The sequence below is a fragment of the uncultured Mucilaginibacter sp. genome (genome assembly GCF_937859865.1).
In the GTDB taxonomy this organism is placed as follows: Bacteria; Bacteroidota; Bacteroidia; order Sphingobacteriales; family Sphingobacteriaceae; genus Mucilaginibacter_A.
This window is the reverse complement of sequence record NZ_CALMAT010000009.1, coordinates 33,915-59,699: the sequence shown is the minus strand read 5'-3', so window position 1 is coordinate 59,699 and position 25,785 is coordinate 33,915. Positions and strand designations below refer to the sequence as shown.

At 44.1% G+C, this 25,785-nt stretch carries 19 protein-coding genes and 1 pseudogene; 10 read left to right on the top strand and 10 right to left on the bottom strand.

The annotated features are described in order from the left end of the window. The first annotated feature begins 2 nt into the window (after nt 1–2). Both treZ and treY read left to right on the top strand, forming a co-directional pair. On the top strand, nt 3–1,850 hold the full coding sequence (treZ, locus tag Q0192_RS01475) for a malto-oligosyltrehalose trehalohydrolase (protein ID WP_299285003.1): 1,848 nt from the start codon (nt 3–5) through the stop codon (nt 1,848–1,850). Beyond that, on the top strand, nt 1,847–6,070 hold the full coding sequence (treY, locus tag Q0192_RS01470; RefSeq protein ID WP_299285000.1) for a malto-oligosyltrehalose synthase: 4,224 nt from the start codon (nt 1,847–1,849) through the stop codon (nt 6,068–6,070). Before treZ ends, treY begins: the two co-directional genes overlap by 4 nt. A 27-nt stretch (nt 6,071–6,097) precedes the next feature. Here the strand turns inward: treY and Q0192_RS01465 are convergent, their stop codons facing one another. From Q0192_RS01465 to Q0192_RS01455, 3 genes are all read right to left on the bottom strand, one after another. Further along, on the bottom strand, nt 6,098–6,907 hold the full coding sequence (locus Q0192_RS01465) for an SDR family oxidoreductase (protein WP_299284998.1): 810 nt from the start codon (nt 6,905–6,907) through the stop codon (nt 6,098–6,100). A 77-nt stretch (nt 6,908–6,984) separates the two neighbouring features. After that, entirely contained in the window at nt 6,985–7,254 is a 270-nt protein-coding gene (locus Q0192_RS01460) for a Txe/YoeB family addiction module toxin (RefSeq protein WP_299284995.1), read from the bottom strand. Continuing rightward, on the bottom strand, nt 7,245–7,442 hold the full coding sequence (locus Q0192_RS01455; RefSeq protein WP_299284992.1) for a DUF2683 family protein: 198 nt from the start codon (nt 7,440–7,442) through the stop codon (nt 7,245–7,247). Before Q0192_RS01455 ends, Q0192_RS01460 begins: the two co-directional genes overlap by 10 nt. Nucleotides 7,443–7,619: 177 nt before the next feature. Here Q0192_RS01455 and Q0192_RS01450 point away from each other — a divergent pair, with 177 nt between their 5' ends. Further along, the gene (locus Q0192_RS01450; RefSeq protein WP_299284989.1) at nt 7,620–8,765 is read left to right on the top strand and encodes a methionine aminotransferase; all 1,146 of its coding nucleotides are present in this window, start codon (nt 7,620–7,622) and stop codon (nt 8,763–8,765) included. A 44-nt stretch (nt 8,766–8,809) separates the two neighbouring features. Continuing rightward, entirely contained in the window at nt 8,810–9,586 is a 777-nt protein-coding gene (locus tag Q0192_RS01445; protein WP_299284986.1) for an amidohydrolase, read from the top strand. Here Q0192_RS01445 and Q0192_RS01440 read toward each other — a convergent pair. Beyond that, nucleotides 9,554–9,706, bottom strand: coding sequence for a hypothetical protein (locus Q0192_RS01440; RefSeq protein ID WP_299284983.1), 153 nt, complete (start codon nt 9,704–9,706; stop codon nt 9,554–9,556). The genes Q0192_RS01445 and Q0192_RS01440 overlap by 33 nt on opposite strands. Before the next feature lie 51 nt (nt 9,707–9,757). Here Q0192_RS01440 and Q0192_RS01435 point away from each other — a divergent pair, with 51 nt between their 5' ends. The 4 genes from Q0192_RS01435 to Q0192_RS01420 all read left to right on the top strand — a co-directional run bounded on the left by Q0192_RS01435 (nt 9,758) and on the right by Q0192_RS01420 (nt 13,215). Further along, the gene (locus tag Q0192_RS01435; RefSeq protein ID WP_299284980.1) at nt 9,758–10,405 is read left to right on the top strand and encodes a phosphatase PAP2-related protein; all 648 of its coding nucleotides are present in this window, start codon (nt 9,758–9,760) and stop codon (nt 10,403–10,405) included. A 389-nt stretch (nt 10,406–10,794) separates the two neighbouring features. Further along, nucleotides 10,795–11,610, top strand: a complete 816-nt coding sequence (locus Q0192_RS01430) for a phytanoyl-CoA dioxygenase family protein (protein ID WP_299284977.1) — start codon at nt 10,795–10,797, stop codon at nt 11,608–11,610. A 64-nt stretch (nt 11,611–11,674) separates the two neighbouring features. After that, the gene (locus tag Q0192_RS01425) at nt 11,675–12,448 is read left to right on the top strand and encodes an SDR family oxidoreductase (RefSeq protein WP_299284974.1); all 774 of its coding nucleotides are present in this window, start codon (nt 11,675–11,677) and stop codon (nt 12,446–12,448) included. Nucleotides 12,449–12,648: 200 nt separating this feature from the next. After that, nucleotides 12,649–13,215 (top strand): hypothetical protein, encoded by a 567-nt coding sequence (locus Q0192_RS01420; RefSeq protein ID WP_299284971.1) that lies wholly within the window; start codon nt 12,649–12,651, stop codon nt 13,213–13,215. A gap of 103 nt (nt 13,216–13,318) precedes the next feature. Here the strand turns inward: Q0192_RS01420 and Q0192_RS01415 are convergent, their stop codons facing one another. Further along, entirely contained in the window at nt 13,319–13,798 is a 480-nt protein-coding gene (locus Q0192_RS01415; protein WP_299284969.1) for a DinB family protein, read from the bottom strand. Between the two features lie 149 nt (nt 13,799–13,947). On the opposite strand from Q0192_RS01415, the gene Q0192_RS01410 reads away from it, so the two are divergent. Further along, a complete protein-coding gene (locus Q0192_RS01410; RefSeq protein ID WP_299284967.1) occupies nt 13,948–14,649 on the top strand; it encodes an SRPBCC family protein in 702 nt (233 codons plus the stop codon). Between the two features lie 159 nt (nt 14,650–14,808). Here Q0192_RS01410 and Q0192_RS01405 read toward each other — a convergent pair whose 3' ends face one another. The 4 genes and pseudogenes from Q0192_RS01405 to Q0192_RS01395 all read right to left on the bottom strand — a co-directional run bounded on the left by Q0192_RS01405 (nt 14,809) and on the right by Q0192_RS01395 (nt 17,993). Continuing rightward, entirely contained in the window at nt 14,809–15,741 is a 933-nt protein-coding gene (locus Q0192_RS01405; protein WP_299284965.1) for a DUF72 domain-containing protein, read from the bottom strand. Between the two features lie 23 nt (nt 15,742–15,764). Further along, nucleotides 15,765–16,067 carry a HigA family addiction module antitoxin gene (locus tag Q0192_RS01400; protein WP_299284962.1) on the bottom strand — a complete coding sequence of 101 codons (303 nt, stop codon included), beginning with the start codon at nt 16,065–16,067 and terminating at the stop codon, nt 15,765–15,767. A gap of 1 nt (nt 16,068) precedes the next feature. After that, nucleotides 16,069–16,260 (bottom strand): annotated as a pseudogene (locus Q0192_RS18715) (type II toxin-antitoxin system RelE/ParE family toxin); the annotation flags it as partial. 47 nt (nt 16,261–16,307) lie between these two features. Next, a complete protein-coding gene (locus tag Q0192_RS01395; protein ID WP_299284960.1) occupies nt 16,308–17,993 on the bottom strand; it encodes a beta-xylosidase in 1,686 nt (561 codons plus the stop codon). Nucleotides 17,994–18,328: 335 nt separating this feature from the next. Here Q0192_RS01395 and Q0192_RS01390 point away from each other — a divergent pair, with 335 nt between their 5' ends. Continuing rightward, nucleotides 18,329–25,120 carry a PKD domain-containing protein gene (locus tag Q0192_RS01390; RefSeq protein WP_299284957.1) on the top strand — a complete coding sequence of 2,264 codons (6,792 nt, stop codon included), beginning with the start codon at nt 18,329–18,331 and terminating at the stop codon, nt 25,118–25,120. Nucleotides 25,121–25,330: 210 nt separating this feature from the next. Here Q0192_RS01390 and Q0192_RS01385 read toward each other — a convergent pair whose 3' ends face one another. Further along, a complete protein-coding gene (locus Q0192_RS01385) occupies nt 25,331–25,642 on the bottom strand; it encodes a helix-turn-helix domain-containing protein (protein WP_299284954.1) in 312 nt (103 codons plus the stop codon). Between the last annotated feature and the right edge of the window lie 143 nt (nt 25,643–25,785).

The following is a 25,785-nucleotide window of genomic DNA, read 5'->3' as shown; positions in this document are numbered from 1 at the left end:
GCATGCTGACTGATCTCAACCTAAAAAAACGCAGCATTGGTGTAAATTTTAATGCCGAAGGCGAAGCCGAAGTAAAACTTTGGGCGCCAAAAGCAAAATCTGCAGAACTGCTGCTCACTTCTAATAACAAAAAATACCTGCTAAAAGAAGCATCCTACGGTTACTGGCTTTTAACAACTTCGGATTTAAAACCCAATGACCCGTACCAATTTGTTTTAGACGGAGAAAAGGAGTTGCCCGATCCTGCTTCGCTGGCACAACCTGAAAGTGTGCATGGTGCATCGCAAGCCATTGATCTTTCTGCTTTTGATTGGGACGATCAAAACTGGCAAAACTATCCTTTAGCAGGTTACTTGTTGTACGAGTTGCACACCGGCACTTTTACGCCTCAAGGTACTTTTGCAGGCATCGAAGAAAAACTGGATTATTTAAAAGAACTGGGCATTACGGCGATAGAAATTATGCCGGTTGCCCAGTTTCCCGGTGGCCGGAACTGGGGCTACGATGGCGTTTTTCCTTTCGCCGTTCAAAATTCTTATGGCGGTGCCCAAGGTTTGCAGCACCTCGTAAATTTGTGCCATAAAAAAAGCATCGCCGTGGTGCTGGATGTGGTGTACAACCATTTAGGACCGGAAGGCAATTATTTTGGCGAATTTGGCCAGTACTTTACCCAAAAATACAATACGCCCTGGGGAAACGCCATTAATTTTGACGACGAATACTGCGATGCCGTGCGTCAGTATTACATCGAAAACGTGCTGATGTGGTTCCGCGATTTCCATATTGATGCCTTGCGGATGGATGCGGTTCACGCCATTAAAGATTTCAGCACCAAGCATTTGCTACGCGAAATTAAGCAGGAAGTAAACCAGTTGATGGCCGAAACCGGCCGCAAACATCACTTAATCGTGGAGCTGGATTTGAACGATACGCGCTTTGTCAACCCTTTGGAAAAAGAAGGTTTCGGGATGGATGCGCAATGGATTGATGAGTTTCATCACGCTTTGCGCGTTACCGTTAGCGGTGATAAAACGGGCTATTATTCAGATTTTGAAGGCATCAAGCATCTGGAAAAAGCCTACCGCAATGCTTACGTTTACGACGGTTTGTATTCGCCGCACCGCAAAAAAACCTTTGGCATCAAAACCGAACATAACCCGGGCGAGCAGTTTATCGTCTTCTCCCAAAACCACGACCAGGTTGGAAACCGGATGTTGGGCGAACGCAGCAGCCAGCTTTTCAGTTTTGAAATGCAGAAACTGATGGCCGGATCGGTTTTAGTAGCGCCTTTTTTACCAATGCTTTTTATGGGCGAAGAATACAGCGAACCAAATCCGTTTTTGTACTTCGTAAGCCACACCGATCCGGAACTGGCCGAAGCGGTACGCAAAGGCCGCAAAGCAGAATTTGCCGCTTTTCATGCCGAAGGCGAAGCGCCCGACCCGGTGGACGAAGCTACTTTTAACCAATCAAAATTGCAATGGGATTTGGTCGGGAAGGAACCGCACGCTGCCATGCTGCGCTTTTACAAAGCCTTGATTTCCTTGCGGAAAAAACTTCCTGCTTTGCATCACTTAAACCGGCAGCATTTGGAGGTTTCTTCGGATGAAAACACTAAAACGTTAATGCTGCACCGCTGGCACGAAGATAACCAGGTGCTTTGTTTGATGAACTTTTCTGAGCAAATCCAGCAAATTCAATTGCCGCACAACCAGCAGCAATGGTATAAAGCTTTGGCTTCTGCCGATCCCGAATGGAACGGACCGGAAAATGTGCCTCAATCTGTTAACGCTTCCGCTCCGGTTTCCCTTCAACCACAATCCATCACCATTTACAGCAACCAAAAATGACCAACCCTGTATCTACCTACCGGTTACAGTTTCATAAAGATTTTAATTTTGATGATTTCGAAAAAATCATTCCGTACCTGCAAAAGCTGGGCGTTTCTACCATTTACGCTTCGCCTATTTTGGAAGCTACTTCGGGCAGCACGCACGGTTACGACGGTTTGAACCCGCACCGCATCAACCCGGAAATCGGCACAGAAGAACAACTACGTTCCATCAGCCAGAAACTGAAAGAATTTGGGATGCAATGGCTGCAGGATATTGTACCCAACCATATGGCTTTCAGTACCAAAAACCCTTGGTTAATGGACGTGCTGGAAAAAGGCGCGCGCTCTGCTTATGCCGGTTTTTTTGATACTTCTTTTACCGGTACTTTTTTCAAAGATAAAGTGATGGTTCCGTTTTTGGGCGATGCACTGGACGAAACCGTTAGAAAAGGCGATATCAAAGTGGCTTTTAAAGATGACCGTTTGGTGTTGGATTACTTTGAAAACAATTATCCGCTCAGCCCGCGTTCTTACGCCTCGATACTTCTTTTACCGCATGAAAATTCGGATGAAACCATTAGGCAATTGGTGAACCAGTTGGAAGATTTGGAAATGCTGGACGATGCAAAACAGTATGCGCTGCGCTGGAACGAGGTCAAATTGCAGTTGGCTTCTATGATGAAGGAAGAGAAAATCCACAGTTTGATCGAAGCGAATCTCGAAAAAATCAACCAAAACCCGGATTTGATTTTGGCTTTGGCCGAAGAACAGCATTACCGTTTATGTTCGTACAAAGAAACCGACAGCAAGATCAATTTCCGCCGATTTTTCACGGTGAACAGTTTGGTTTGCCTCAACATCCAACAACAGGAAGTTTTTGAAACGTATCACCAAAAAATATTGGAATGGGTAAAAGAAGGCATTTTCCAAGGACTGCGGATTGACCATATTGATGGCCTGTACGACCCGACTTTGTACCTGGAACAATTGCGGAAAATGGCGGGACCGGAAACTTATATTGTTGTTGAGAAAATCCTGGAAAAAGGCGAACGCTTGCCCGATTACTGGCCGGTACAAGGAACTTCAGGTTACGACTTTTTGGCTTTGGTAAATAATATTTTCACCAATAAAAATTCGGAAAAACAGTTTACCCAATTTTACCAGCAATTGTCCGGCGACCAGAAACCGGTGCAAAAGCAAATCCGCGAAAAGAAAGCGCTTATTTTGCGCGAACACATGGGCGGCGAACTGGAAAACCTGTACCATTATTTTTTGGAACTGAACCTCGCACCAAAAAAAGCGTTAAAAAATACCGGTCCCGAAGATTTAAAAAATGCGATTGGTGCACTGCTGATCTATTGTCCGGTTTATCGTTTTTACGGCAACCAATTCCCGTTGGGCGAGGAAGAATTTAGGCAGGTAAAAGAAGTATTCGCTTTAATCCACAAAAACCGACCCGAACTTTACCTGGCTTTAACGCTGCTGGAAGATGTTTTGCTGCATCCTTCGCCCAAAAACAAAAATGATTTTAACAGTCGTGCTTTGCTTTTTTACCAACGCTTGATGCAGTTTACCGGCCCGCTGATGGCCAAAGGTGTGGAAGATACGCTGATGTACACCTACAACCGCTTCATTGGCCATAGCGAAGTTGGCGATGCGCCGGATGCTTTTGGGGTTTCTGCAGAGGAATTCCACAACCAAATGCTGGAAAAACAAGAGAAATGGCCGCTGGCGATCAACGCGACTTCTACGCACGACACCAAACGCGGCGAAGGTGCGCGGGCGCGTTTAAACGTGCTTTCGGACTTGGAGGAAGAATGGTTTGAGCAGGTGAAAGGCTGGCAGGAAATGAACGCCAGATTGAAAACCAACAACTTGCCGGATGCGAACGACGAATATTTCATCTACGAAACGCTGATCGCCACTTTCCCGATGCCTGGCGAAGATGAAGACAATTACCGCGACCGCCTGCAAGAATACATGGTGAAAGCCTTGCGGGAAGGCAAAAGAAACTCGGATTGGGCAACTGAGAACGAACAATACGAACAGGCCACTGCTTCTTTTATCAACGGAATTTTAGATAAATCAACCAAATTTTGGCAGAACTTTTCTGTTTTTCACCGAAAAATTGCTGACCTCGGCATTATCAATTCTTTAGCGCAAGTGCTGTTGAAATTTACCTGTCCGGGCATTCCGGATGTTTATCAGGGCTGCGAGTTTTGGGATTTCAGCATGGTTGACCCGGATAACCGCCGTCCGGTGGATTATGAAAAACGGTTGGCAGCTTTAGCACAAATCAGCGGAGAAAAACCGTTAACGCCGGATGAACTTTGGGAAACGCGTTACAACGCCAGCATCAAATTACATCTCGTAAATGCTCTTTTTACCGAGCGAAAATCAGTGCCCGAAGTGTTTGCAAAAGGAAAATACATCCCGCTGACTATCAAAGGCAAATACAAAGAAAACCTGATGGCTTTTGCGCGGCAATTTGAGCAAACCTGGTACATTACGGTTGTGCCAATGGGTTTGGCCACCATTTGCAAAGAACAAAATACCGATTTTCAGAGCATCAACTGGAAACAAACGCGTGTAAGTTTGCCTTTGGAAGCACCGGCAGATTGGAAAAATTTGCTGGATAACAACCAAGGCTTGGTAGAAGACAGTGCGATTGAAGTTGGTGCTTTGTTCGGTTCGTTGCCTTATGCTTTTTTAAAAATGGAACAGCAGCCATCGGAAAGAAATTCTGGTATTTTGATGCACCTAACTTCGCTGCCTTCGCCTTTTGGCATCGGCGATTTAGGGCCGGAAGCCAAACGTTTTGCCCGGTTTCTGCACAAAAGCAAACAGCAATACTGGCAACTGCTGCCGCTAAACCCAACCGGGCCAGCGCAGGCCAATTCGCCTTACAGTTCGTTTTCCAGTATGGCCGGAAACACGTTGCTGATTAGTCCCGAATTGTTGGTGAAGGAAGGTTTGCTGGAGAAAAAAGATCTGAAAAAATCAATGCTTCCGCCAACCAACCAAACCGATTTTGAAGGTGCAAAACGGGTAAAAGAACAACTTTTTGACCAGGCTTACCAACGTTTTCAGGAAGGGAATTTTGACCAGTTGGAGCAGGAATTTAACCTGTTTTGTGAGAATGAAGATTTTTGGCTGGATAACTTTGTGCTTTACACCGTTTTAAAATCAGAGCATGATGGAACGCCCTGGTACGAATGGCCGGACGAATTTAAAAAACGCGACGAGCAGACTTTAAAACGGTTTGCGGTAGAAAACGACCAGCAATTGCAAAAAGAAAAATGGCTGCAATATTTGTTTTTTAAGCAATGGCATGGTTTAAAAAATTACTGCCGTAAAAGAAGCATCCAGCTTTTGGGCGATTTGCCTTTTTACATCAGTTACGATTCGGTTGATGTTTGGGCTAACCCACAATTGTTTTCTTTGGATGAAAACAGCAATATGGTTGGCGTGGCTGGCGTTCCGCCGGATTATTTTAATGCCGATGGACAGCTTTGGGGAATGCCGGTTTTCCGTTGGGAGGTGATGAAAGAAAACAATTACGCCTGGTGGGTACAGCGCATCCGCAAAAACATAGAACTGTTTGACAAGCTGCGGCTGGACCATTTCCGTGCTTTTGCCGATTATTGGGAAGTGCCTTCAACAGAAAAAACAGCCATCAACGGCGAATGGAAAACCGGACCGGGAAGTGAATTTTTTAAAGTGATGCAGCAGCAATTGGGCGAACTACCTTTTGTTGCCGAAGATTTAGGCGAAATTACCGAAGCTGTTTACCAATTGCGCGACGAATTTAACCTGCCCGGAATGAAAGTTTTGCAGTTTGCCTTTGGCGATGACATGCCTGGCTCGCCGCATATTCCGCACAATTATACCCCAAACCATTTTGCTTATACCGGCACGCACGACAATAATACAAGCGTTGGCTGGTTTACAAAAGATGCTGATCCGCAATCGGTAGAAAGGCTGGCGCAATATGCCAACGCAGCATTAAACCGGCAAAATGTACATTGGAATTTGATCCGTTTGGCTTACTCATCCGTAGCAAAAACTGTTGTAGTGCCTGTGCAGGATGTTTTAGGTTTGGATGAAAGGGCCAGGATGAATACGCCAGCTTCAACAGAAAAAAACTGGAGCTGGCGGATGCAACCGGGCGAACTTAATTCAACTTTAGCTAAAAGATTGCGAAAAATGGCGCTGTTTTACAACCGCACCAAATAATGCATGGTAAAAGAAGCATCAAACGCTTTATCCGTTGGTAGAAAAACCCGGGTAAAGCGTCATTCCGCCATCCATAAAAATGGTTGCACCGGTGATGTAATCCGATTCATCGCAGGCCAGCCAGGCTGCCAATAACCCGATGTCTTCCGGTTGGCCAATTCGACCGTATGGAATTAAAGTGAGCAAACTGTTTAAAGCTTCCGGCGTTTCCCAGGCTGCTTTGTTGATGGGCGTTTGGATCGCTCCGGGGCCGATACTGTTTACCCTAACTTTATGTGGTGCCAGTTCCTGCGCCATACTTTGCATCAACATGTTGATGCCGCCTTTGCTGCTGGCATAATTCACGTGGCCAGCCCATGGAATCAGCTGGTGTACACTGCTCATACAAATTATTTTACCTGCGGCTTTGCTCCTTTCGGGTACAACTCCGCGTTTTAAAAACTCCCGTGCCGCTTCCCGGGCGCATAAAAATTGTCCGGTCAGGTTGATATCAATCACCAGTTGCCAGTCGGCCAAACTCATTTCGGTAAATTTAGAATCCTTTTGCAGGCCAGCATTGTTCACCAAAATATCAATCGTTCCAAAAGCTTTGTACATCTCCTGAAACATATTTTGCACCTGGTCTTCTTTACTTACATCGGCCTGCAAAGCAATGGCGTTGCCGCCGTTTGTTTTAATTTCGTTAACTACCTCGTCTGCTGTTTCCGGGTGTGTTACGTAGTTTACCACTACGTTTGCGCCTTCGTTGCCTAAAGCGATGGCTACGGCTTTGCCTATTCCGCTGTTTGCGCCGGTTACCAAGGCAGATTGTCCTTTTAATTTAGGGTTGGGGTTCATGCTTTTTGTTTGATTTTCTGCACAACCCTTATCCGAACAATAAGTTTCAGATGATGGCTTAAGTTGGGTTCTTTATTTTAATAATGCCCTTTTAAAGATTGAATCTCTAAAACTGAATTTAAACCTTCATCAAGAAGCTGATAAACAATACGATGTTCCCCGGTGATCCTACGAGACCAGGAACCGGAAAGATTATGTTTCAATCGTTCCGGCTTTCCAATGCCATCAAACGGATTTTCTTGTATGGCTACAATAAGTTGTTCTATCTTTTTTTGAACAGCCTTGTTACCAGTTCTTTTCCAAAATTCTAAATCTTCTGCGGCCTGAGGCGTAAATATTACTTCCATAAATCCTCTATGGCAATTTTAACCCCTTTGCCATTTTTCACATCTTCCCTTCCTTGTAAAATCTTTTTAACAAACTCCGGATCGTACGGACTTTCTTCTGTTTCAAAATCAACTTTTAAAGCCTTGGCCATCGCTTTAAAAGCAGCTACTTGTTCTTTGGTTTTTGGGCGTAAAATCAATGTTTCCATAAACAAATTTACTAATTCTTTAGATAAAGTTGGGAAGACAGGAAGCCGGAAAAGTCCGAAAGATAAAAAAACACCAATTTTATGCCGGTAAAAGAAGCATGCCATTTTAACTTCTTCTGCAAAACTTCGGCCCTGATTATTGCTATCAACCTAAAATAATAACTACTTTCGCTTTTGATGATCGCTTTTCAATCTAAACTTCCGCAAACGGGCACTAATATTTTTACGGTGATGTCTGCTTTAGCGCAACAGGCCGGGGCTATTAATTTATCGCAGGGCTTTCCTGATTTTGACTGTCCGCCCGAATTAATCAAACTGACAAACCAGGCCATGCAGCAAGGCCACAACCAATATGCACCGATGGCTGGTGTTTTGCCTTTGCGCGAAGCCATTGCGGCCAAAACACAGGAACTGTACGGTGCAACTTATCATCCTGAAAACGAAATTACCATTACCGCTGGCGGCACGCAGGCTATTTTTACGGCCATTTGCGCCACCATCCACCCAAATGATGAGGTGATTATTTTTGAACCGGCTTATGATTGTTATGCCCCGGCTATCCAGTTAATGGGTGGCGTGGTAAAACGCTTGGAACTGGAACCGCCCGATTACCGCATCAACTGGAACATGGTGCGGCGCTTGGTTTCTTCGCGCACTAAAATGATCATCCTCAACTCGCCGCACAACCCAACCGGCACGGTTTTACAGGAAGAGGACATCCGCGAGCTGATCAACCTCACCCATAAAACGGATATTTTGATTTTGAGCGATGAAGTTTACGAACACATTATTTTTGATGGGCAACCGCACCGCAGTATGGCGCGCTACCCCGAACTGGCCGAACGCAGCTTGATTGTTGCTTCTTTTGGTAAACTTTTCCATATCACCGGTTGGAAAATTGGTTATTGCATGGCACCAGTTTGGCTGATGAACGAGTTTAGGAAAATCCATCAGTTTAATGTTTTTTCGGTGAATACGCCCATGCAGTTTGCCCTTGCCAAATTTATGCAGGTAAAAGAAGCATATCTTGAACTTTCTGATTTCTATCAGCAAAAGCGCGATTTTTTTCGGGCTGGTTTAGAAAGTTCGCGTTTTAAATTGCTGCCTTGCGCGGGTTCTTACTTTCAATCCGTAAATTACAGCACGATAACCAATGAAAACGATGTTGATTTTGCCAAGCAATTAATCAGGGAAAATGGCGTGGCTGCGATACCAAATTCTGCTTTCTACAACAAGAAAACTGACTTTGGCATCTTGCGCTTTTGTTTCGCCAAAAAGCAGGAAACACTGGCAAAAGCGCTTGAACAGTTGTTAAAAGCATAACCAAAAGCCAATGTATTTTTGCCTTAACCCAGCCGTAAAATAAAATGGAAAATTTAAAAGTTACTATTTTTCAGGGATATTTATTCTGGGAGAACATTGACCAGAACCTAAAAAACATTGCCCTGCGCCTGTCTTCCGGCATCCGCGAAAATACCGACCTGGTTATTTTGCCCGAAATGTTTAACACCGGTTTTACTATGAACACCAGTTTGGCCGAGCCGATGAACGGTAAAACGATGGGCTGGATGCAGCAGTTGGCGCAAAAATATAAATGCGTGGTTACGGGCAGTTTGATGATCAGCGAAAACGGAAATTTTTATAACCGGTTGATCTGGATGCAGCCCGACGGCACGTTTTCGCAGTACGACAAGCGGCACTTATTTACGCTGGGCAAAGAGCACGAAACGTTTACTGCCGGAAAAGAACGTTTGATTGTGGAGCTGAAAGGCTGGAAAATTTGCCCCATGATTTGTTACGATTTGCGTTTCCCGGTTTGGACGCGCAACTTTAACGCTGTTTACGATTTGCTGATCATTGTAGCCAACTGGCCCGAAAAACGCGCTTTGCACTGGCGCACTTTGATCCCGGCGCGCGCAGTTGAAAACCAGGCTTATGTAATTGCCGTAAACCGGGTGGGCTACGATGGCAACGAGGTTTACCATTCGGGCGATTCTTCTTGCATTGACCCCGGCGGCAAAGTTGTTTATTACAAACGGGACGAAGAAGATGTTTATACTTTTTCTGTTTCGGCAGAAGAACTGGCCAAAAACCGCCGCTTTTTCCCCTTTTTAAACGATGCCGATGATTTTAAGCTTTTGTAAAAAGCTTCGGACGCCACTGATTTTTATGCCATAAAAGAAGCATTGCCACTTTCCGTCAATCAACCTGTTTTCGCCTGTCCCTAAACTTGTTTCTGCCCAAAACCGTAAACTATCTGTCAAGATATTTTTTACATTGCACCATTTATCAAAAACACTGTAAGTTTACCACGGATGGAAATTGATAACCTAAATTTAACAAATACTTCATATAGAGACAAATGGACGCAAGAATGGAAGCTTACTGCTTTCAGAAAACGGCTTTTTGCGGTACTCGTCATTATTTTTATCGTCGTTTCGGTAAACCCGTACTTTTTTAACTACATTCAGCAACGTAATGGCATCGTTTTAAACGATTGGCTGCTCAATTTCATACCACAGCACGACGTATCCATACCAATTTTTTGTATTTTGTGGAGCGTGATTTTACTGGCAGTTTGCCGTGCCGTACAAAACCCGCGCTTTTTAATCGTTGCCGGATGGACAGTTTTGCTCTTGTTTGTTTCGCGTATCATCAGCATTACTTTAGTACCGCTCAACCTGCCAAAAGGGTTGATTTATCTGCATGACCCTGTTACCGCTATGTTTTATGGCAACCAGTTGATCACCAAAGACCTTTTTTATTCTGGCCATACGGCAACCATGTTCCTGATTTTTCTATGTTTGGAAAACAGGTACGACAAAGCCTACGCGCTGTTTGCCACCGTAGCCATCGCTATCTTGTTACTTGTTCAGCACGCACATTACACAATAGATATTGTTGCCGCACCGTTTTTTACGTATATACTTTACCGGCTGTCAAAAAAAATTGCAGCGTATTAGGGCTTGTTTAAAATTTACCTAACAAATACCAATGCTTCTTTTATCACCTAAAAATTGGCAAACATTTGGTTTTTGATTTGTTTAAATTGATACAGGCACCAATTTTTATAGGGTAAAAGAAGCATTGATATCAATCCTGAGAATATTGAAGGATATGTATAAATTTAAATATGCCCTTAGTTTTGGTAGTATTGATTAAATAAAAAAAATTACATTAATTTAAATATCAATGTAAAATTAACCGCACATTTAAGTTAGATTTAAACTATAAACCTATTTTAAGTAGATTTGGCACTTTGAAAAACAGGCAGCTTTGTAAGGCAAAATTTATCTTTTGTTTTTAAAACAACCAGAACTGCCAGTTTTTTTAAGCCTATAACATAAACAGAATGATAAAGCTTGAATGCCCTAATTTCACCCTTGGCAATAAACTTACCCAGGAGCAGTTAGATTTTTTCGATAAAAACGGCGTGATAATTTTCAGGAATTTCATTACCAGGGACACAGTAGAAACACTTTTAACAGAAATCAATACCTTACAAAAAACCTGGCTTGACGAAGGCCGCGAAAAAGTGAACGGTACGCCATTAAAATTTGGCAAAGATGAAAACGGCCAAAAGATAATCCAGCGTTTTTGCTTTTCTTCCTTGCATAATACTGTATTGCACGAGTTTTTAAAAGACCCTCGTTTTAAAGCACTGCCGGCTATGGTGGCACCGTTTGAGGGCCGCATCGGCGAAGACGAGAAAGATGGACTGGTGATCAACCAATACATCAAAACGCCCGACAGTACTTTTTCTCAAATGGGCTGGCATACCGATAGCCCGCGTGATATATTTTTGGGGCAGCGCATTATGCCGATGCTCAACGTGGGCATCCATTTGGATGACTGCCCTGCCGAAAATGGTGGTTTACGGGTTTTGACCGGAACACACAAACAAGGCATCCTGAAACTGCTGTTTGCCAAAAAGTATTTTATTGACAACAACGAAGACGCACAGGAAGTTGGTTTTGATATTCAGGCAGGCGATTTAACAGTGCACGATGGCCGCTTATGGCACCGTGTGCAGCAATCGCCTTATACAGGGCTGAAAAGCAGGCGGCGGGTAATGTACATCCCGATTATTACCGGCAAAATGATCCCGAAAAACGAACAAAGCAAAACACCTTTTTACCACCACTTTGGGCATAAAGCAAAATTTTAAATTTTAAAACCATTTCTGATATTTCAAGGCTGGCTTATACCAGCCTTTTTGTTTAACAAAATTTATGGCATACGCATTAATAACAGGCGCCAGCAAAGGCATTGGCAAAGCGATAGCAGAAGAACTGGCGGCACGCAAAATTGACCTGATCCTGATTGCCCGTTCCCAGGATTTGCTGCAACAGGCAGCAGACGAACTTTCAAAAAAACATGCGGTAAAAACAGCATTCCTGGCCGTAGACCTGGCCGAAGCAAATGCCGGCCAAAAAGTTTTTGATTGGTGCGCGGCACAAAACTTCAGCATTAATATTTTGGTAAACAATGCCGGTTACGGTTTAAGCGGTGCTTTCAATAAACAAACCTTGCCCAATAACCTGGATATGCTGCAAGTGAACATGCTCGTTCCGGTTACGTTAACTCAACTGTTTTTACCGCAGCTTTTGGCACAGCCCCAGGCTTATATTTTAAATACCGCAAGTTCTGCGGCTTACCAGGCCGTGCCGGGATTGGGTTTATATGCTGCAAGCAAAGCTTTTTTATTGAGTTTTAGCCGCGCTTTGCACCAGGAACTAAGGAATACCAGCGTATCTGTAACAGCCGTTTCGCCAGGCGCCACGGATACTGATTTTGTAGTGCGCGCGCAAGTTGGGGCAAAAGCTTTAAAGGCGGCCAGCCAGGTCAACATGACACCGCAGGCTGTTGCAAAAATTGCCGTAAAAGCGATGTTCCGGAAAAAACCGGAAGTGATCACAGGTTTGATTAACAAAGCCGGAGCGTTTATCACCTGGCTTTTGCCAAAAGGACTTGTTGAACGTACGGTGATGAAAGTGTATCAATAAAATAAGTTACGGGTTGCAAGTTGCGGGTTGATGTAGAAAAACAGGATATAGAAGCGCATAGTACAAAAGTCAACTTTTCAGACTTGCCCGACTTTCAGGCTTCCCCCAGCATCTTCCCAATACTTCTTTTATCGCATAAAATTTAGAAACAACTTTTACACTGTTGCGTTCTTCTCAAACATAACCTCAAACATGTTTTTATGAACCAGCAAGATAATTCGGCTTTTAATGGTCAAACTGATCGTTCGAAGCAAACATCCAGTAACCAAAATCAAGTAGTTTGGGAAGGTGGAAGTTACAGCGACAAGCCAACAACGGAAGCCGACGTGCAAAAAAATGATGACTTGGAATTTGGCGACCATGGTACCACAACGATGAACCCAACCAATGATGCAACTGAGTCGTCAATTGATGACGACGATGAAGATTTTGACGATAATGTGGGCGAGGACAACCTGCCCGATAAAGACGGTTTTAACGCAAACAGTGATGACCCGACCGAACGGGAACTGACCAAAACCTGGATCGGAAATGAAAAATCAGTACACGAAGCAGGTGCAAAAGGTTTAGAAGGCGAACCAATGGGCGGACAAAATTTTGGGACAAGCGAACTGGAACTGAAAAACGAGCGCGACCAAAGCGATTCAGAAACCCATAGCCAGGGCTGGGGAAACTCTGCTTTACAAACGCCAAGTGAAGAAATTTCCAATCCACCGGAAATAGAAGACGGTGGCGAACATCCGGACCGCAAAAAAATGTATGATTAAGCGATAAGCTCGCTAAGCCGTTTACATAAAAAATATAGGCATAAAAAAAGCAATGTTGTAAAAGGCATTGCTTTTTTTTATGAAAATAAACTGTGTTTTGAAGTTATCCTTTCCAGTTTTCCAGCAATCTTCTGATCAACACAATCTGCCCGGTATGGTAACTCAAATGATCAATAATCATCACGGCCTCCCTAAACAAACTTTGGCCTTCGCCATGCGGAAAAGGTTTTAACAGATCGAGTTGTTCATCGTTAATTAAAGCGGTAAAAGCAGCCTGGCTTTTTTTGATTTCGGCTAAAGTATTTTGCCATTCCTGTTGGTTTGCCGGCGCGGCTTCTTTCGGCCAGTAATCTTCGGGCCAGTTTAAAGGCTGGTAATTTTTGTCCTCCGAAAAGTTGAGCATATCCTGTTGCACAATACGGATGTGTTCTGCCAGTTGCCAAATAGTGTAAGGCAAATGCGGTACTTGCGCGCCAATGCTTTTTAGCTCGAGACCTTCAATCGCCTGCTCAAAATTAACGTGTGCATAACTTTTTTGAAGCAAACCGGCCAATTGCTGGCGGAGTAATTGGTTATCGTTCATGTGTTGGATTTTTTAAAAGAACTTCTTTTAAGGGCAAAAGTTTAGGCATCAATTGAAAAAGAAATGCATTACTGTTAAAACTTACTGCTATTTTTATTCGTTAAAAAAACCCGTTTACCTAAAACGTTTACTAACCAAAAAACAAAGTTATGGCCTTTACATTTGCGCAACGCATTGGTTTGCATACGCCTTCTACCGCTATTTCGCCAAATTTAGCTTGGGGCGAAAGATTAGTTTCCCTTTCCCTCGGCACCAAAATTACCGCTGCCGGAATTGCCAGCATCTTTAGCAGTCCGGTCAGGGGTTTGGTAGAAGCTGCTACCGGCGGTTATTTGTTGTTTCGTGGGATAACCGGCGTTTGCCCGGTTTACAAAAGCATCGGCATTAACAAAACGCCCTCCAGTATCCATATTACGCATGTGGTTAATGTAAATAAACCCAAACAAGAGGTTTATCGTTTTTGGCGTAAGCTGGAAAACCTGCCTTTGTTTATGAAACATTTGGCATCGGTGGTAGAAAAAGATGCAAAAAACTCCTATTGGGTTGCCCGGGTTCCGGGAAATCTGGCCAAAATTGGCTGGGAAGCACAAATCACGCGCGACGAGCCGGGCAAACTTATCAGTTGGAAATCATTAAAAGAGTCAACGGTTGATAACGAAGGCCACGTTTCTTTCAGTGATGCGCCTGCAGGAAAAGGGACGGTCATCAATGTAGTGATTGCCTATAAATCGCCGATTGCCGGAACCGGAGAAGGTTTGGCGAAATTGTTTACACCAGTTTTTGAAAAAATGATCCGCAACGATATCAAGAACTTTAAAACCTACATCGAAGGCGGAAAAGTTTTGATTTGATCCGATGCTTCTTTTATCGTATGATTTTCAGTGTAAATTTTTGGCTGATTAAAACAACTCCAACGGCTTTTGAAAAAACTGCGGCCTTTTTATCGGAAAAATTTGATTTGATCCGATGCTTCTTTTATCATATAATTTTCAGTGTAAATTTTTAGCTGATTAAAACAACTCCAACGGCTTTTGAATAAACTGCGGCCTTTTTAGTTGCAAACCCAATTCTGCGTTAAGCTTTTGGATAAAATAATCTGCCAGTTTAGGCTCGGCCAAAGTTTGTTGCAAATGCACAAACAGAAATAAAGACTGTAGGCCCTGTTGCTGCCATATTTTGATCCGCTTTACCCAATCGTCTGCCCGCTGATAATTATTTTCAGAGAACAAAGAATTTCCAACAAAACGGACAAAAGCAGCAGGCATGGGCAAGTGCATGTGTACTGCGTCCCGCCTGCCTGCCGCATCGGTTATCACGGCGCCAATATTTAAACTTCTAAACATCGCGAAAACTTTTTCCTGCAATTGCTTGTCCGAAAACCAGCGCTCGTGCCGCAATTCCACAAAAACCGGTACCTCTTTTGGCAATTGCTTTAAATAAGATTCCAGTTCTGCAAAACGCTCCGGCCCGAAATAATCGCTCAATTGTAAGAACAACGGCCCCAGTTTTTCGCCAAAAGCTAAAATGCCATCGTAAAAAGCAGTGGTTAAATCATATGTGGTTTTTAAGGATGAGGCATGGCTTATCTGCTTTGAAAACTTCGGACAAAACAAAAACTCCGGGTTTGCAGCCGCTCGTTCTTTCCATTTTGCAATCGTTTCTGCCGGATAAACCTGGTAAAAAGTAGCGTTCAGTTCCATACAGCTAAACTGTTTGGCGTAAGCTTCCCAAAATCGCGCTTCTTTAATTCCCGGCGGATAAACTTCGCCAACCCAATCTTTGCTTCCCCAAGTAACGCAGCCAATATGGACTTTTAGTTTTTGCGAAGAAGGATTTTTTCCAAACGTTGCCTGGTTAAAATCCGGATCGGGCGGCAAACTAAAATCAATTAAAGGTATTTCCTGCGGTTGTACTTTTCCAAACTCCATACACAAATAAAGCAAATGCTTTTTTTATCAGGTATTTTCTATGCTGAATGTTTGAGTTTATTACGTTCGAGATGCAAATCGTAATCGGTCTGCAGCGCCATCCAAAATTCGGCTGCGATGCCTAATTCTGTTTCTAATTTCACAGCAATACTCGCCGTAATATTCCGCTTACCTTTTACAATATCCCCAAAATGTCCAGGATACATTCCAATTTTCATTGCAAATGCAGACTTGGTTATTTTCCTGGCTTCCAGTTCGTTTTTTAAAATTTCTCCGGGATGTAATTCAATATCCAAGATGATTTCATTGCCTTGATTATCTATTATTTTATCGTTGCCCATATTACTGATAATGGTTGCTTAAATCTTCTATAACAATTATTTCTGATACGGTGATTTCATTTTGCTCAATTAAAAAAACGAGCCTGTAGTGATAATCAACCCTTACTGTATATTTTCCTTTCAGTTTGCCTTTTAATGCTTCAAAATTTAAACTGTTCAAGAAATACAAACTCTTTGTATCAGGCATTCTTTGTAACGTCTTTAAAAGTTAACCTGATACTTCTTTTACCGCATCTTTTTTTACTTCCATTCTAATTTTAGCAACACAACAGCTTGTCGCGGCAAATTCAAATCCATTGTTATTTTGCCGTTTTCTACAGTCATCGTTTTAGGGTTTCCGGCAGTTTGCAGCATTCCGGCTTTTTCCAACGTTGAGATTTGTGCCGAAGTTGGTTTTTGCGGCGAACCCATCTTTTTCCAAACCTCGTAAGAGTTGCTGTAGTTTTGGTCTATGCGGTATTCCGTCAGTTTGATTTGTTTAGAAGGGATGCCGTTGATTGCAATTGCAGTGTTTCCGTTTTCTTGCACGTCGTCATCGTGGTAATTCCAAACCATTATGGCTGCCTGGTTTTTATCTTTTGAAGCAAAAGCGCCAATATCAGTTTGGTTACGCACGCTGGAATCGCGTACTGTTTTTAGCGGATAAAAATTGGTGCCATTTGCTTCCACCCGGTTTCCTTTCATCATGCCAAACATCCGGAAAACGTTCAGCACAGGTTTGTCCACACCGTTTGTGGCCAAATCACGGAAACCGGCAAACCAGGGCTGGTCTTCAAACTCGAAAGACCAGGAAACCGCGCCTTTAAAGTTGACACCGTATTCATTCGCCAGTAAATATTCCCGGGCAAAAGAAGCAGCCGTGTAACTGGAAAACAGGGTTCCGTTGCGGTAAGCGTTTTCGGGATTGGTTTGCATACCGCAGGCAGCACAGCCTTCCGGGTCAGATTCGCCAATAATAATCGGCAGGTTTTGGGTTTGCGGAAAAGATTTGACAATCTGAAAACCGGTTTCGATATCGCGGAGTTGTGTGCCCATGTTCATCCGCACAACACCATCAACCACTCTTGGCGATCCTTTAGCATGAAACAAAACCACATCCAGCGGCGAACCGATTTTGCCTGTTACATTATTGGTATCGGTTAAACAATGTTGGATAAAGCCGCGTAAAAATTTGGAACCACCTGCGCCGCCTGTTCCGGCTACGTCTGGCCCGCCAACTTTTGCGGTCAGCAAAGCGCGTTTTACACCATCGGCGGCGTAATCGTACAATTTATAAAATTCGGGAACGGAAGCTTTCCAGTAATCGCCGTTGGGTTCGTTCCAAACTTCCCAATACCAGCTTTCCACTTCTTTTTGCCCGTACCTTTTTACACAATGTTTCACCCATTGGTAAACCAGTTCGCCCCATTTCTGGTAATCTTTTGGTGGATAAGCCCAGCCGGTAATAATTTCTTGATAAGGATGGCCGGGCTGCCAGTGGTGCTGGTAAGGTTGGGGATGCGTGGACAAAGCCTCGGGCATAAAACCGATTTGCGCCAAAGGTTTCATGCCGCGTTTAACATAAGCATCAAAAATGCGGTCAACAATGGTAAAATCATAAACGGGTTTGCCGTTTTTATCTTCGGTATAAATATTGGTCGAGCCCCATTTTAAAGCCGCCGTCCCATCGCCGGAAGTCATCAAATTATGAGTGCGCAGGTAAACCGGCACTGGGCTTAAAGCCGAAAGTTCCGTCAGCAGCTTTTGCCCGTCTTTCATATAGGCGTAGTTGGGTTCGTCGTTGCCAAACCATGCCCAAACGGGTTTCAGAGGTGCTATTGTTTTGTTTAAATCAACCTGAATAGAAGCTTTATGCTGGGCATTTACAGGCCGGGCCAAAGCAAAAACAATAACAAAAAACAAAACTTTCGGCAACCATTTTTCCATCTTTAAAAGTATTATTTATCCGGTACTTTTCTATTTCGGTTTAAATTTTCGGATGCTTCTTTTACCGCCTAAAAATCAGTAAAACTTAGCGGTTGTTTAATTTTGATGGGAGAAAAAATACAATGCTTCTTTTACCCTATAAAAATTGGTGTTGTTATCAACTCAACTAAACCAGATGCCGACCAATTTTTATACGATAAAAGAAGCATAGAAACCTTATCAGGCTAATTTCAAACAGGCCTCAAATTTGGCTAAGCGGTTGGGGAAAATTATTACCATAACCTGCTTCGTTAAAAAGCGTACAAGTTTATTCGGTCTTTTTAAGCTGAAGCAGGATGAGGCACTTGTACGCTTGTTTAAAAAAAGTATTATGCTTAATTGCGTTCTTAACGCTCGGCCACGGCTTTTCTAACGCGCAAACCTTAACGCTGGGCGCAGTTGATGCCGGGCCTTATACGCCTGGTTCGAGTATTGCGGTGCCGTTTACCATCGGTACTACCGGCGGTTGTATTGACCCGAACAATGTTTTTAAGCTTTATATTTCATCCGTTCCGGGAGGCACTCCGGACACGGAGATTGGCAGCTATACCGGTTTTTATGCAACGTTTGTCAACGGCGTAATTCCTTCAAATTTAACACCCGGAAATGGTTATAACTTAGCCATCAAATCAAGCCTTCCTGCGGCAACTTCTGCTACGGCAAGCATTAATATTGTGGCAGGTTCGCCCATTTTGGCCAGTATTGACGGCTCAAGCATCAACAGCGACAACCCGGAAATTTTTGGCTCGTGTACCAGCCCAAGCCCATCTTATGATTTTATCAACACCTCTACATCGGGCACTAATGTAACGGCAAGTTTCTTTGATGAACTTAACCAAAGCAATGGCGGGACTTATACACTAAACCCGGGTACTTCTTTTAGTGCCAATACTTCTAATTATACCATTTTAGTAAAAGCAACTAACAACGGAAAGGAAGGAACGAAAGCTTACCAACTCATTAACAATAAATTAAACACTAATTTTGGCACCACCGGCAATAATACAGTTTGCCTTAACGGACCGTATGGAACATTAAGTTATTCGGTTGATTATACCTCGCCAAATGGCATCCAGTACAACTATCCCGGAAACCTTTTTATTGTGAAATGGGGCGATGGCACCTCAACCATTTATACTTTATGTGATATTATTGCTTTACACGGCACGTTGACACATAATTATAACCATACTTCCTGCGGCAACACCAATAGCCAGCAGGCCAACACTTTTCAGGTTGATGCGCAGGTGAGCAGCAGGATTTGTGATAAGCTCGGTTCTCCGACTACGGTTTATGCCAAAGTAGTACAGCCGCCCACCAATAGTTTTACTGCCCCGAACAGTGCTTGTTTGGGCGATGCCGTTACTTTTAACAATACCTCTGATCCTGGCCAGGATGCTTCAAGTGCAAACTGCGTAAACACCAATGCAAGGTACGCTTGGTATGTTGATGGCCAACTTGTTGCCACAAACAGGCCGGGCAGTACTCCTTTTACCTATACTTTTACCACTTCGGGTTTACACCGGATCCTTTTAAAATTGCTTGCACAAAGCGGCAGTGTTTGTAGTGCGGCCGATGTGTATAAAGATGTTTGTATTTTAGCCAAACCACAGCCTGCCTTTACGGTAGATAATTCCACCATTTGCAGCAATGGCATGGTTTCGGCAACTGATCATTCTGTTACCGATCAGTCTTGCGCCAACATCCCGCAAAACAACGCTTATACCTGGAGCGTAACCGGCCCGGCAAGCACGGTTTTTATCAATAATACCACTTCGGCCAGCCATAGCCCGCAGATATTGTTTCCTTCGCCCGGCATTTATACACTTACTTTATCCATCGGTACAGAATCTTGCGGTGCGATAAGCACTTCGCAAACCATCACGGTAAACACCACGCCAACGGTTACTTTATCGCCTGATAAACAATATTGCGGCACCAACCAGGTGCTTACTTTTGCCAATAACCCCGGCACTACGCAAACCCTTTTTACCGGAACAACAACCGATCAGTCGAATACTTATAGCTGGACGGTAACGGGCGGCAATTACAGTTACCAGAACGGAACCAGTGCCAATTCAAAATATCCGCAAATATTATTTACAGATTTTGCCACTTACACGGTTAAGGCTACCCAAACCAATAATTGCGGTTCGGCTGATGACTCGCAAAACATTACCTTTTTGCAATCGCCTACGGTAAATGCCGGGCCAGACCAAACTATTTGTCCTGCTGATGTAGTAAATTTGGATGGTAAAATTTCCAACCCGCAACCGCAAAGTTTTCAATGGGTTGGCGGGAACGGTAATTTCTCTCCCGGAAGGACTGCTTTAAACGCTGTTTATACACCAACTGCTGCCGAAGTTGATGCTGGACAAGTCAGGTTGACTTTAACGGCAATAACCGGTTACCCTGCTCCATGCGACCAGCTTTCAGACGAAGTAATCATTACGATTAACCCGCGCAATAAAGTTGCCAATGCTTCAGATCAAACTATTTGTACCGGGGAAACTTTCTCCTATCAACCATCAGGGCAAGTTACAGGAAGTACAATTAATTGGACATCAACGGCAACTTCCAATATCAGCAGGACTATGACCAGCGGCTTAGGAGGTTTTAGCGATGTATTGACCAATACTGACCCAACCAATGACGGTACGGTAACTTATACTATTACACCGGTTAACAATGGCTGTCCCGGCACTCCTTCTACCTTTACCGTAACGGTAAGGCCGCGCCCTGCGGTTACGGTTAACCCGGCCGCAACTACCATTTGTAGCGGGCAAAGCGTTAATATTGGGCTTTCTTCCAATGTTTCGGGCACAACTTTTATGTGGACGAGTACGGCCACACCAGGCATCTCCAACAATTCTAACCATCCTGCCACCAATACGACTGCCATTACGGAGGCTTTGTACAATGCTTCGGCCACCACTCCGGGTTCGGTAACTTATACCATTACACCTGTTGGCCCCGCCCCTACTTTATGCGAAGGTACGCCGGTTACCGTTACCATTACTGTACAACCTTTGCCTGTACCGGCAAATGCAGGTCCGGATGATGCCATTTGCAGTACAAGCAGCTATCTTTTAAGAGGGAATGATCCAGGCACTTCTTCCGGAAACTGGTCAATCGTTTCTGGGCAAACCGGTGTGGCTTTTGCAAATGCCGCTCAATTTAATACCATCGTGAACGGGTTGCAGCCGGGCCAGTTTTACACTTTTCGTTGGACGATTACAGGTGCTTCGCAATGTGCTGTTTCTTCGGATGATGTGAATATCAACGACCTTTCTGATCTAACCAACAACATCAGTTCTGCCAGTTCAACTATTTGTTACGGGCAAACTGCATTGGTTAATGGTGATCAGCCAACGGGCGGCAACTTTACTTATTCGTATATTTGGCAAAGCAGCCCCGACGGTGCTTCCTGGACAACCATCCTCGAGCAAACAGCGCAAAGCCTGTCGCCCACTTTAACTGCAACCACTTATTTCAGGCGGATTGTAACTTCCGGCCCTTGCACAAACACAAGCAGTCCTGTTCAAATTGTGGTGCAACCTCAGTTAGCTTCTAATTCCATCTCTGCAAACCAAGTAATCTGTTATAATACTAAGCCCGATCTTTTACTCGGAAGTAAACCTGCCGGCGGCGATGGCATCTACCAATATCGGTGGCAAAAAAGTGAAGACAATGGCGCAACCTGGCCAAACATTACCACCAACGCAAACAGTAAAGATTATCAGCCTGACGCCCTTACCGTTACTACACAATTCCGCCGAGTTGTAAGTACACTATTATGTACTGGTGCGCAGGAAAACAACAGTAACGTGGTAACCATTACGGTAACGCCCCAAAATACCAATTATATTACCAGCGGCCCAAGTCGGCCGATTTGTACAGGAAGTGCCTTAAGTTATCATATTACCGCACATGATCCCAATACTTCTTTTACCTGGGTTTCTTCAGAATCGCCATCTGTTACGCATAATACGGCTGATATTAATGATGTTTTGGTAAACAATGATCCGCTTTATAATAAAACAGTTACTTACACCATTACACCAATCAACAAAAATTGCCCTGGCAAACCTTATACCCTAAACGTTACCGTAACACCAATCCCGCAAATCATCCTAACCAGTACGGGCAACCAGGTTTGCAGCGGAAGTTCGACTGGCATTAAGTTTAAGACTAATATTCCTGGCTCTTTGGTATCCTGGACTTTTGATCCTGTTGCTGGCATTAGTAACATGAAAAAACAGGATCCAACGATTGCTACCAGCATTGATGATGTGCTTACTTCTACGTTAACTACGCCTGCCACCGTTGTTTATCACCTTACGCCAATCAGCGCAAACAACTGTGTTGGCCCTACGGTTGATGCTACCGTTACTGTTTTGCCGCAGCCGGTTACCGCAAATGCCGGTGCGGATGAAGCGATTTGCAGTTCGCCAACTTATGTTTTAAGGGGAAATAACCCTTCGCCATCAACCGGTGTGTGGACTTTAACTTCCGGTCAAAATGGTGTTGGCTTCGCCGATGCAAGCCGTTATAATACGCCAATTAGCGGTTTGGTTGCCGGCCAGCAATATACTTTCCGTTGGACGATCACCAGCACTGGCGCCTGCGCTACTTCTGCCGATGACGTAACCATTTCCGATCTTTCATTGCTCAGCAACAACATCAGTTTCCCTGCGCCTGCCGTTTGTTACGGACAAACCATTTCCGTCATCGGCGACAAGCCAACCGGTGGAAACGGCAACTACGCTTACAGTTGGGAAAGCAGTGCCGATAACGCCAACTGGGCTACAATCCGAGGTGCCAGCAGCATTAATTACACCTTTACGGCTACGAGCAGTATTTATTTTAGGCGGATTGTAACTTCCGGCCCTTGCAGCAGCATCAGCCAGCCGGTACACATCATTGTTCAACCACCCATCACAGAAAATACCGTTGGCAGCAACCAGGAAGTTTGCTACAACAACACGCCAAAACTTTTCGTTGGCAGCACACCGGCCGGTGCCGATGGTGTTTACTATTACCAATGGCAAAGCAGTATTGATAACGGTGCCAACTGGACCAACATTTCCGGCGCAAACGGTATCAATTACCAGATCAACAGTTTAACGGTTACTACGCAATTCCGGCGGGTGGTTACTTCGCTTTTGTGTACCGGCCCGCAGCAAAGCATCAGCAATGTCATCAACGTAAATGTAAACCCGCTGGTAAATCCAACTTATACTTTTACCGGCGATCTGGGCTGTATCCCTTATGTTTTGGATGCCAAAAATATCAAAGCAACAGCAGCTCCCGGAAATGCGACTTATAGTTGGTTTGCCGACGGCGTGCAGTTTGGCAGCGGGCTGACTTTCCCTGGTTATACGATCACCGAAGACAACAAACAAGTGGTCATCAAACTGATCGTGACCAGCAAGTTCGGTTGCCCGGATGCTTCTTTTACCCATACTTTTTCAACGATCAAAGAAGTAAAAGCCAGCTTTACCCAAGACCAAAACAAAGGCTGCGGCCCTTTAACGGTTACCTTTAACAATACTTCTAACCCGAAAGACCAGGCCACTTACACCTGGAATTTCGGCAACGGCCAAACTTCGGCTTTGGTAAACCCGCTTCCGGTTACTTTTCAGCCGCGTAAGGATGGCAAAGACACCACATTTACCATCACCTTAAAAGCGTTAACCACCTGCGGCATCCGCACTTACACTTCTACCGTTTTGGTGAGGCCGAAACCAATCTCGATTTTTACACCCGACCGAACGATCGGCTGTTCTCCGTTCACGGTCAACTTCAACAATACTTCGCCCGGCATCAACAACACTTATACTTTTGATTTTGGCGACGGGCAAACGCTGGTTACGCACGACAATCAGAACGTGCTGCATACTTACATTTCAGCGACGGCCAAAACTTTTGTGGTGAAAATGACCGCCCAAACCGAATGCGGCATCAGTGTAACACAATACAATTTGCGCATTTCGCCAAAATCGGTTTTGCCGCAATTGGTTATTAATGCCGATCAGAAAGTTGGTTGTGCGCCCTGGACCGTTAATTTCTACAACAACACCAAAGGCGGCAATTATTTTACGTATGATTTTGGCGATGGCACCACGCAGGCTACACAATCGGCACCGGAAGTGGTTACGCACACTTTCCTTAAAAGCGGTACGTTCAACATCAAACTAACGGCTACCAATGGTTGTGCCGATACTTCTACTTACCAGTCTGTTACAGTTTATCCGCAGCCGGTCGCCAACTTTAACGCCGATGTGCAAACGGGCTGCATCCGCCAAAACGTTAACTTTAAAAACCTGACGCCCGGCACTGGAAACACGTATTTCTGGGATTTTGGCGATGGCGGAACGGCGACAGCAGCCAACCCGCAGCACACTTTTACGGCCCGCAATACGCCTTATACCATTACTTTAATTGCCAAAAACGGTTTGAGTTGCAGCGATACGATGGTGATGAAAAACTACATCACGATAACGATACCGCCAAAAGCAGCATTTACCGTGAAACCCGACAGCGTGATTGCCTACCCGTACCATAATTTTGATTTTGCGGACCGAAGTACTAACTCACCGCTTTTATGGCAATGGAGTTTTGGCGACGGCAGCGGTTCGAGCAAGCAAAACCCGGGGCATACGTATCGCGACACCGGCGTTTACAAAGTACGGCTGATTGTTTACAATTTGCAGGGATGCGGCGATACCATCGTTCATAAAGTCCAAATCACCGGTGTACCCGGACAAATGTTTGTTCCGAATGCTTTTATGCCAACCAGCAAATACGACGAAGTAACGACATTCAAAATAAAAGGTTCCGGCTTAAAAACCTGGCGGATGCGCGTATTTAACAAATGGGGACAAGTGATTTGGGAAACCACCAAACTGACCGAGCGCGGCGAACCGGCCGAAGGCTGGGACGGCATGATGGGCGGCCAGCCTGCGCCACAAGGGGTTTACGTTTGGCAAATAGAAGGCACATACATCAACGGTAAAGAATGGACTGGCATGAGTTACAATCATGGCCCGCCAAGCAGGCAGGGGATTATCCATTTGATTCGGTAAGTTGCGGGTTTTGGGTTGCGGGTTACCAATTTTAGGGTGGTAAAAGAAGCATGAGCTTTTAAATTAAATGCTTCTTTTATCGACCTTTTTTTGGATTGAAAAGGCTACAGTTAGAAGGTTTGACAGGTTAATAGGATTAAAAATCCTTAATTCAAAGGACGGGGTTACAAACCACCACCGGCAGCAAAATTTGGCTTTGTTGTTTTATGCTTATATATTTCCAGTAATTACTTTTCGATGATTTATCCCCCAATCTGTAAGGTCACTTATAATTCCCTTTAATGTTTGGCCATACTCGGTAAGCTGATATTGAACAGTTATTGGCTTAGTATTTAAAACTGTTCGGGAAATAAGTCTATTGATTTCCAGTTCTTTCAGTTCCTTACTCAACATTTTATTCGATATTCCGCTAACATCATTCAAAATATCAGAAAATCTTCTTTTGCTGTAAAAGCAAATAGATGAAATAATAGAAATTTTCCATTTTCCATTTAGCACATCCATAGCGTCATGGACAGCCATAAGCTCCTTTTTGTGGCATAGGTTGTGGCATGTGTTGTTACTCATAAGTTACTTTGTTACTCGAATGTTACTGTTACTTTTCGTTACAAAGTAACCAAAATAAATTAGACATTTTAACTTTGTACTAAATCAAAAAATAAGAT

Excerpts from the sequence above, each read along its gene's own strand:
- Q0192_RS01390 (WP_299284957.1), top strand. The coding sequence starts at position 18,329 with ATGAGGCACTTGTACGCTTGTTTAAAAAAAGTATTATGCTTAATTGCG.
- treY (WP_299285000.1), top strand. The coding sequence starts at position 1,847 with ATGACCAACCCTGTATCTACCTACCGGTTACAGTTTCATAAAGATTTT.
- Q0192_RS01385 (WP_299284954.1), bottom strand. The coding sequence starts at position 25,642 with ATGGCTGTCCATGACGCTATGGATGTGCTAAATGGAAAATGGAAAATT.
- Q0192_RS01430 (WP_299284977.1), top strand. The coding sequence starts at position 10,795 with ATGATAAAGCTTGAATGCCCTAATTTCACCCTTGGCAATAAACTTACC.
- Q0192_RS01425 (WP_299284974.1), top strand. The coding sequence starts at position 11,675 with ATGGCATACGCATTAATAACAGGCGCCAGCAAAGGCATTGGCAAAGCG.
- Q0192_RS01410 (WP_299284967.1), top strand. The coding sequence starts at position 13,948 with ATGGCCTTTACATTTGCGCAACGCATTGGTTTGCATACGCCTTCTACC.
- Q0192_RS01465 (WP_299284998.1), bottom strand. The coding sequence starts at position 6,907 with ATGAACCCCAACCCTAAATTAAAAGGACAATCTGCCTTGGTAACCGGC.
- Q0192_RS01445 (WP_299284986.1), top strand. The coding sequence starts at position 8,810 with ATGGAAAATTTAAAAGTTACTATTTTTCAGGGATATTTATTCTGGGAG.
- Q0192_RS01435 (WP_299284980.1), top strand. The coding sequence starts at position 9,758 with ATGGAAATTGATAACCTAAATTTAACAAATACTTCATATAGAGACAAA.
- Q0192_RS01400 (WP_299284962.1), bottom strand. The coding sequence starts at position 16,067 with ATGGGCAACGATAAAATAATAGATAATCAAGGCAATGAAATCATCTTG.
- Q0192_RS01395 (WP_299284960.1), bottom strand. The coding sequence starts at position 17,993 with ATGGAAAAATGGTTGCCGAAAGTTTTGTTTTTTGTTATTGTTTTTGCT.
- Q0192_RS01450 (WP_299284989.1), top strand. The coding sequence starts at position 7,620 with ATGATCGCTTTTCAATCTAAACTTCCGCAAACGGGCACTAATATTTTT.
- Q0192_RS01415 (WP_299284969.1), bottom strand. The coding sequence starts at position 13,798 with ATGAACGATAACCAATTACTCCGCCAGCAATTGGCCGGTTTGCTTCAA.
- Q0192_RS01455 (WP_299284992.1), bottom strand. The coding sequence starts at position 7,442 with ATGGAAACATTGATTTTACGCCCAAAAACCAAAGAACAAGTAGCTGCT.
- treZ (WP_299285003.1), top strand. The coding sequence starts at position 3 with ATGCTGACTGATCTCAACCTAAAAAAACGCAGCATTGGTGTAAATTTT.
- Q0192_RS01460 (WP_299284995.1), bottom strand. The coding sequence starts at position 7,254 with ATGGAAGTAATATTTACGCCTCAGGCCGCAGAAGATTTAGAATTTTGG.
- Q0192_RS01420 (WP_299284971.1), top strand. The coding sequence starts at position 12,649 with ATGAACCAGCAAGATAATTCGGCTTTTAATGGTCAAACTGATCGTTCG.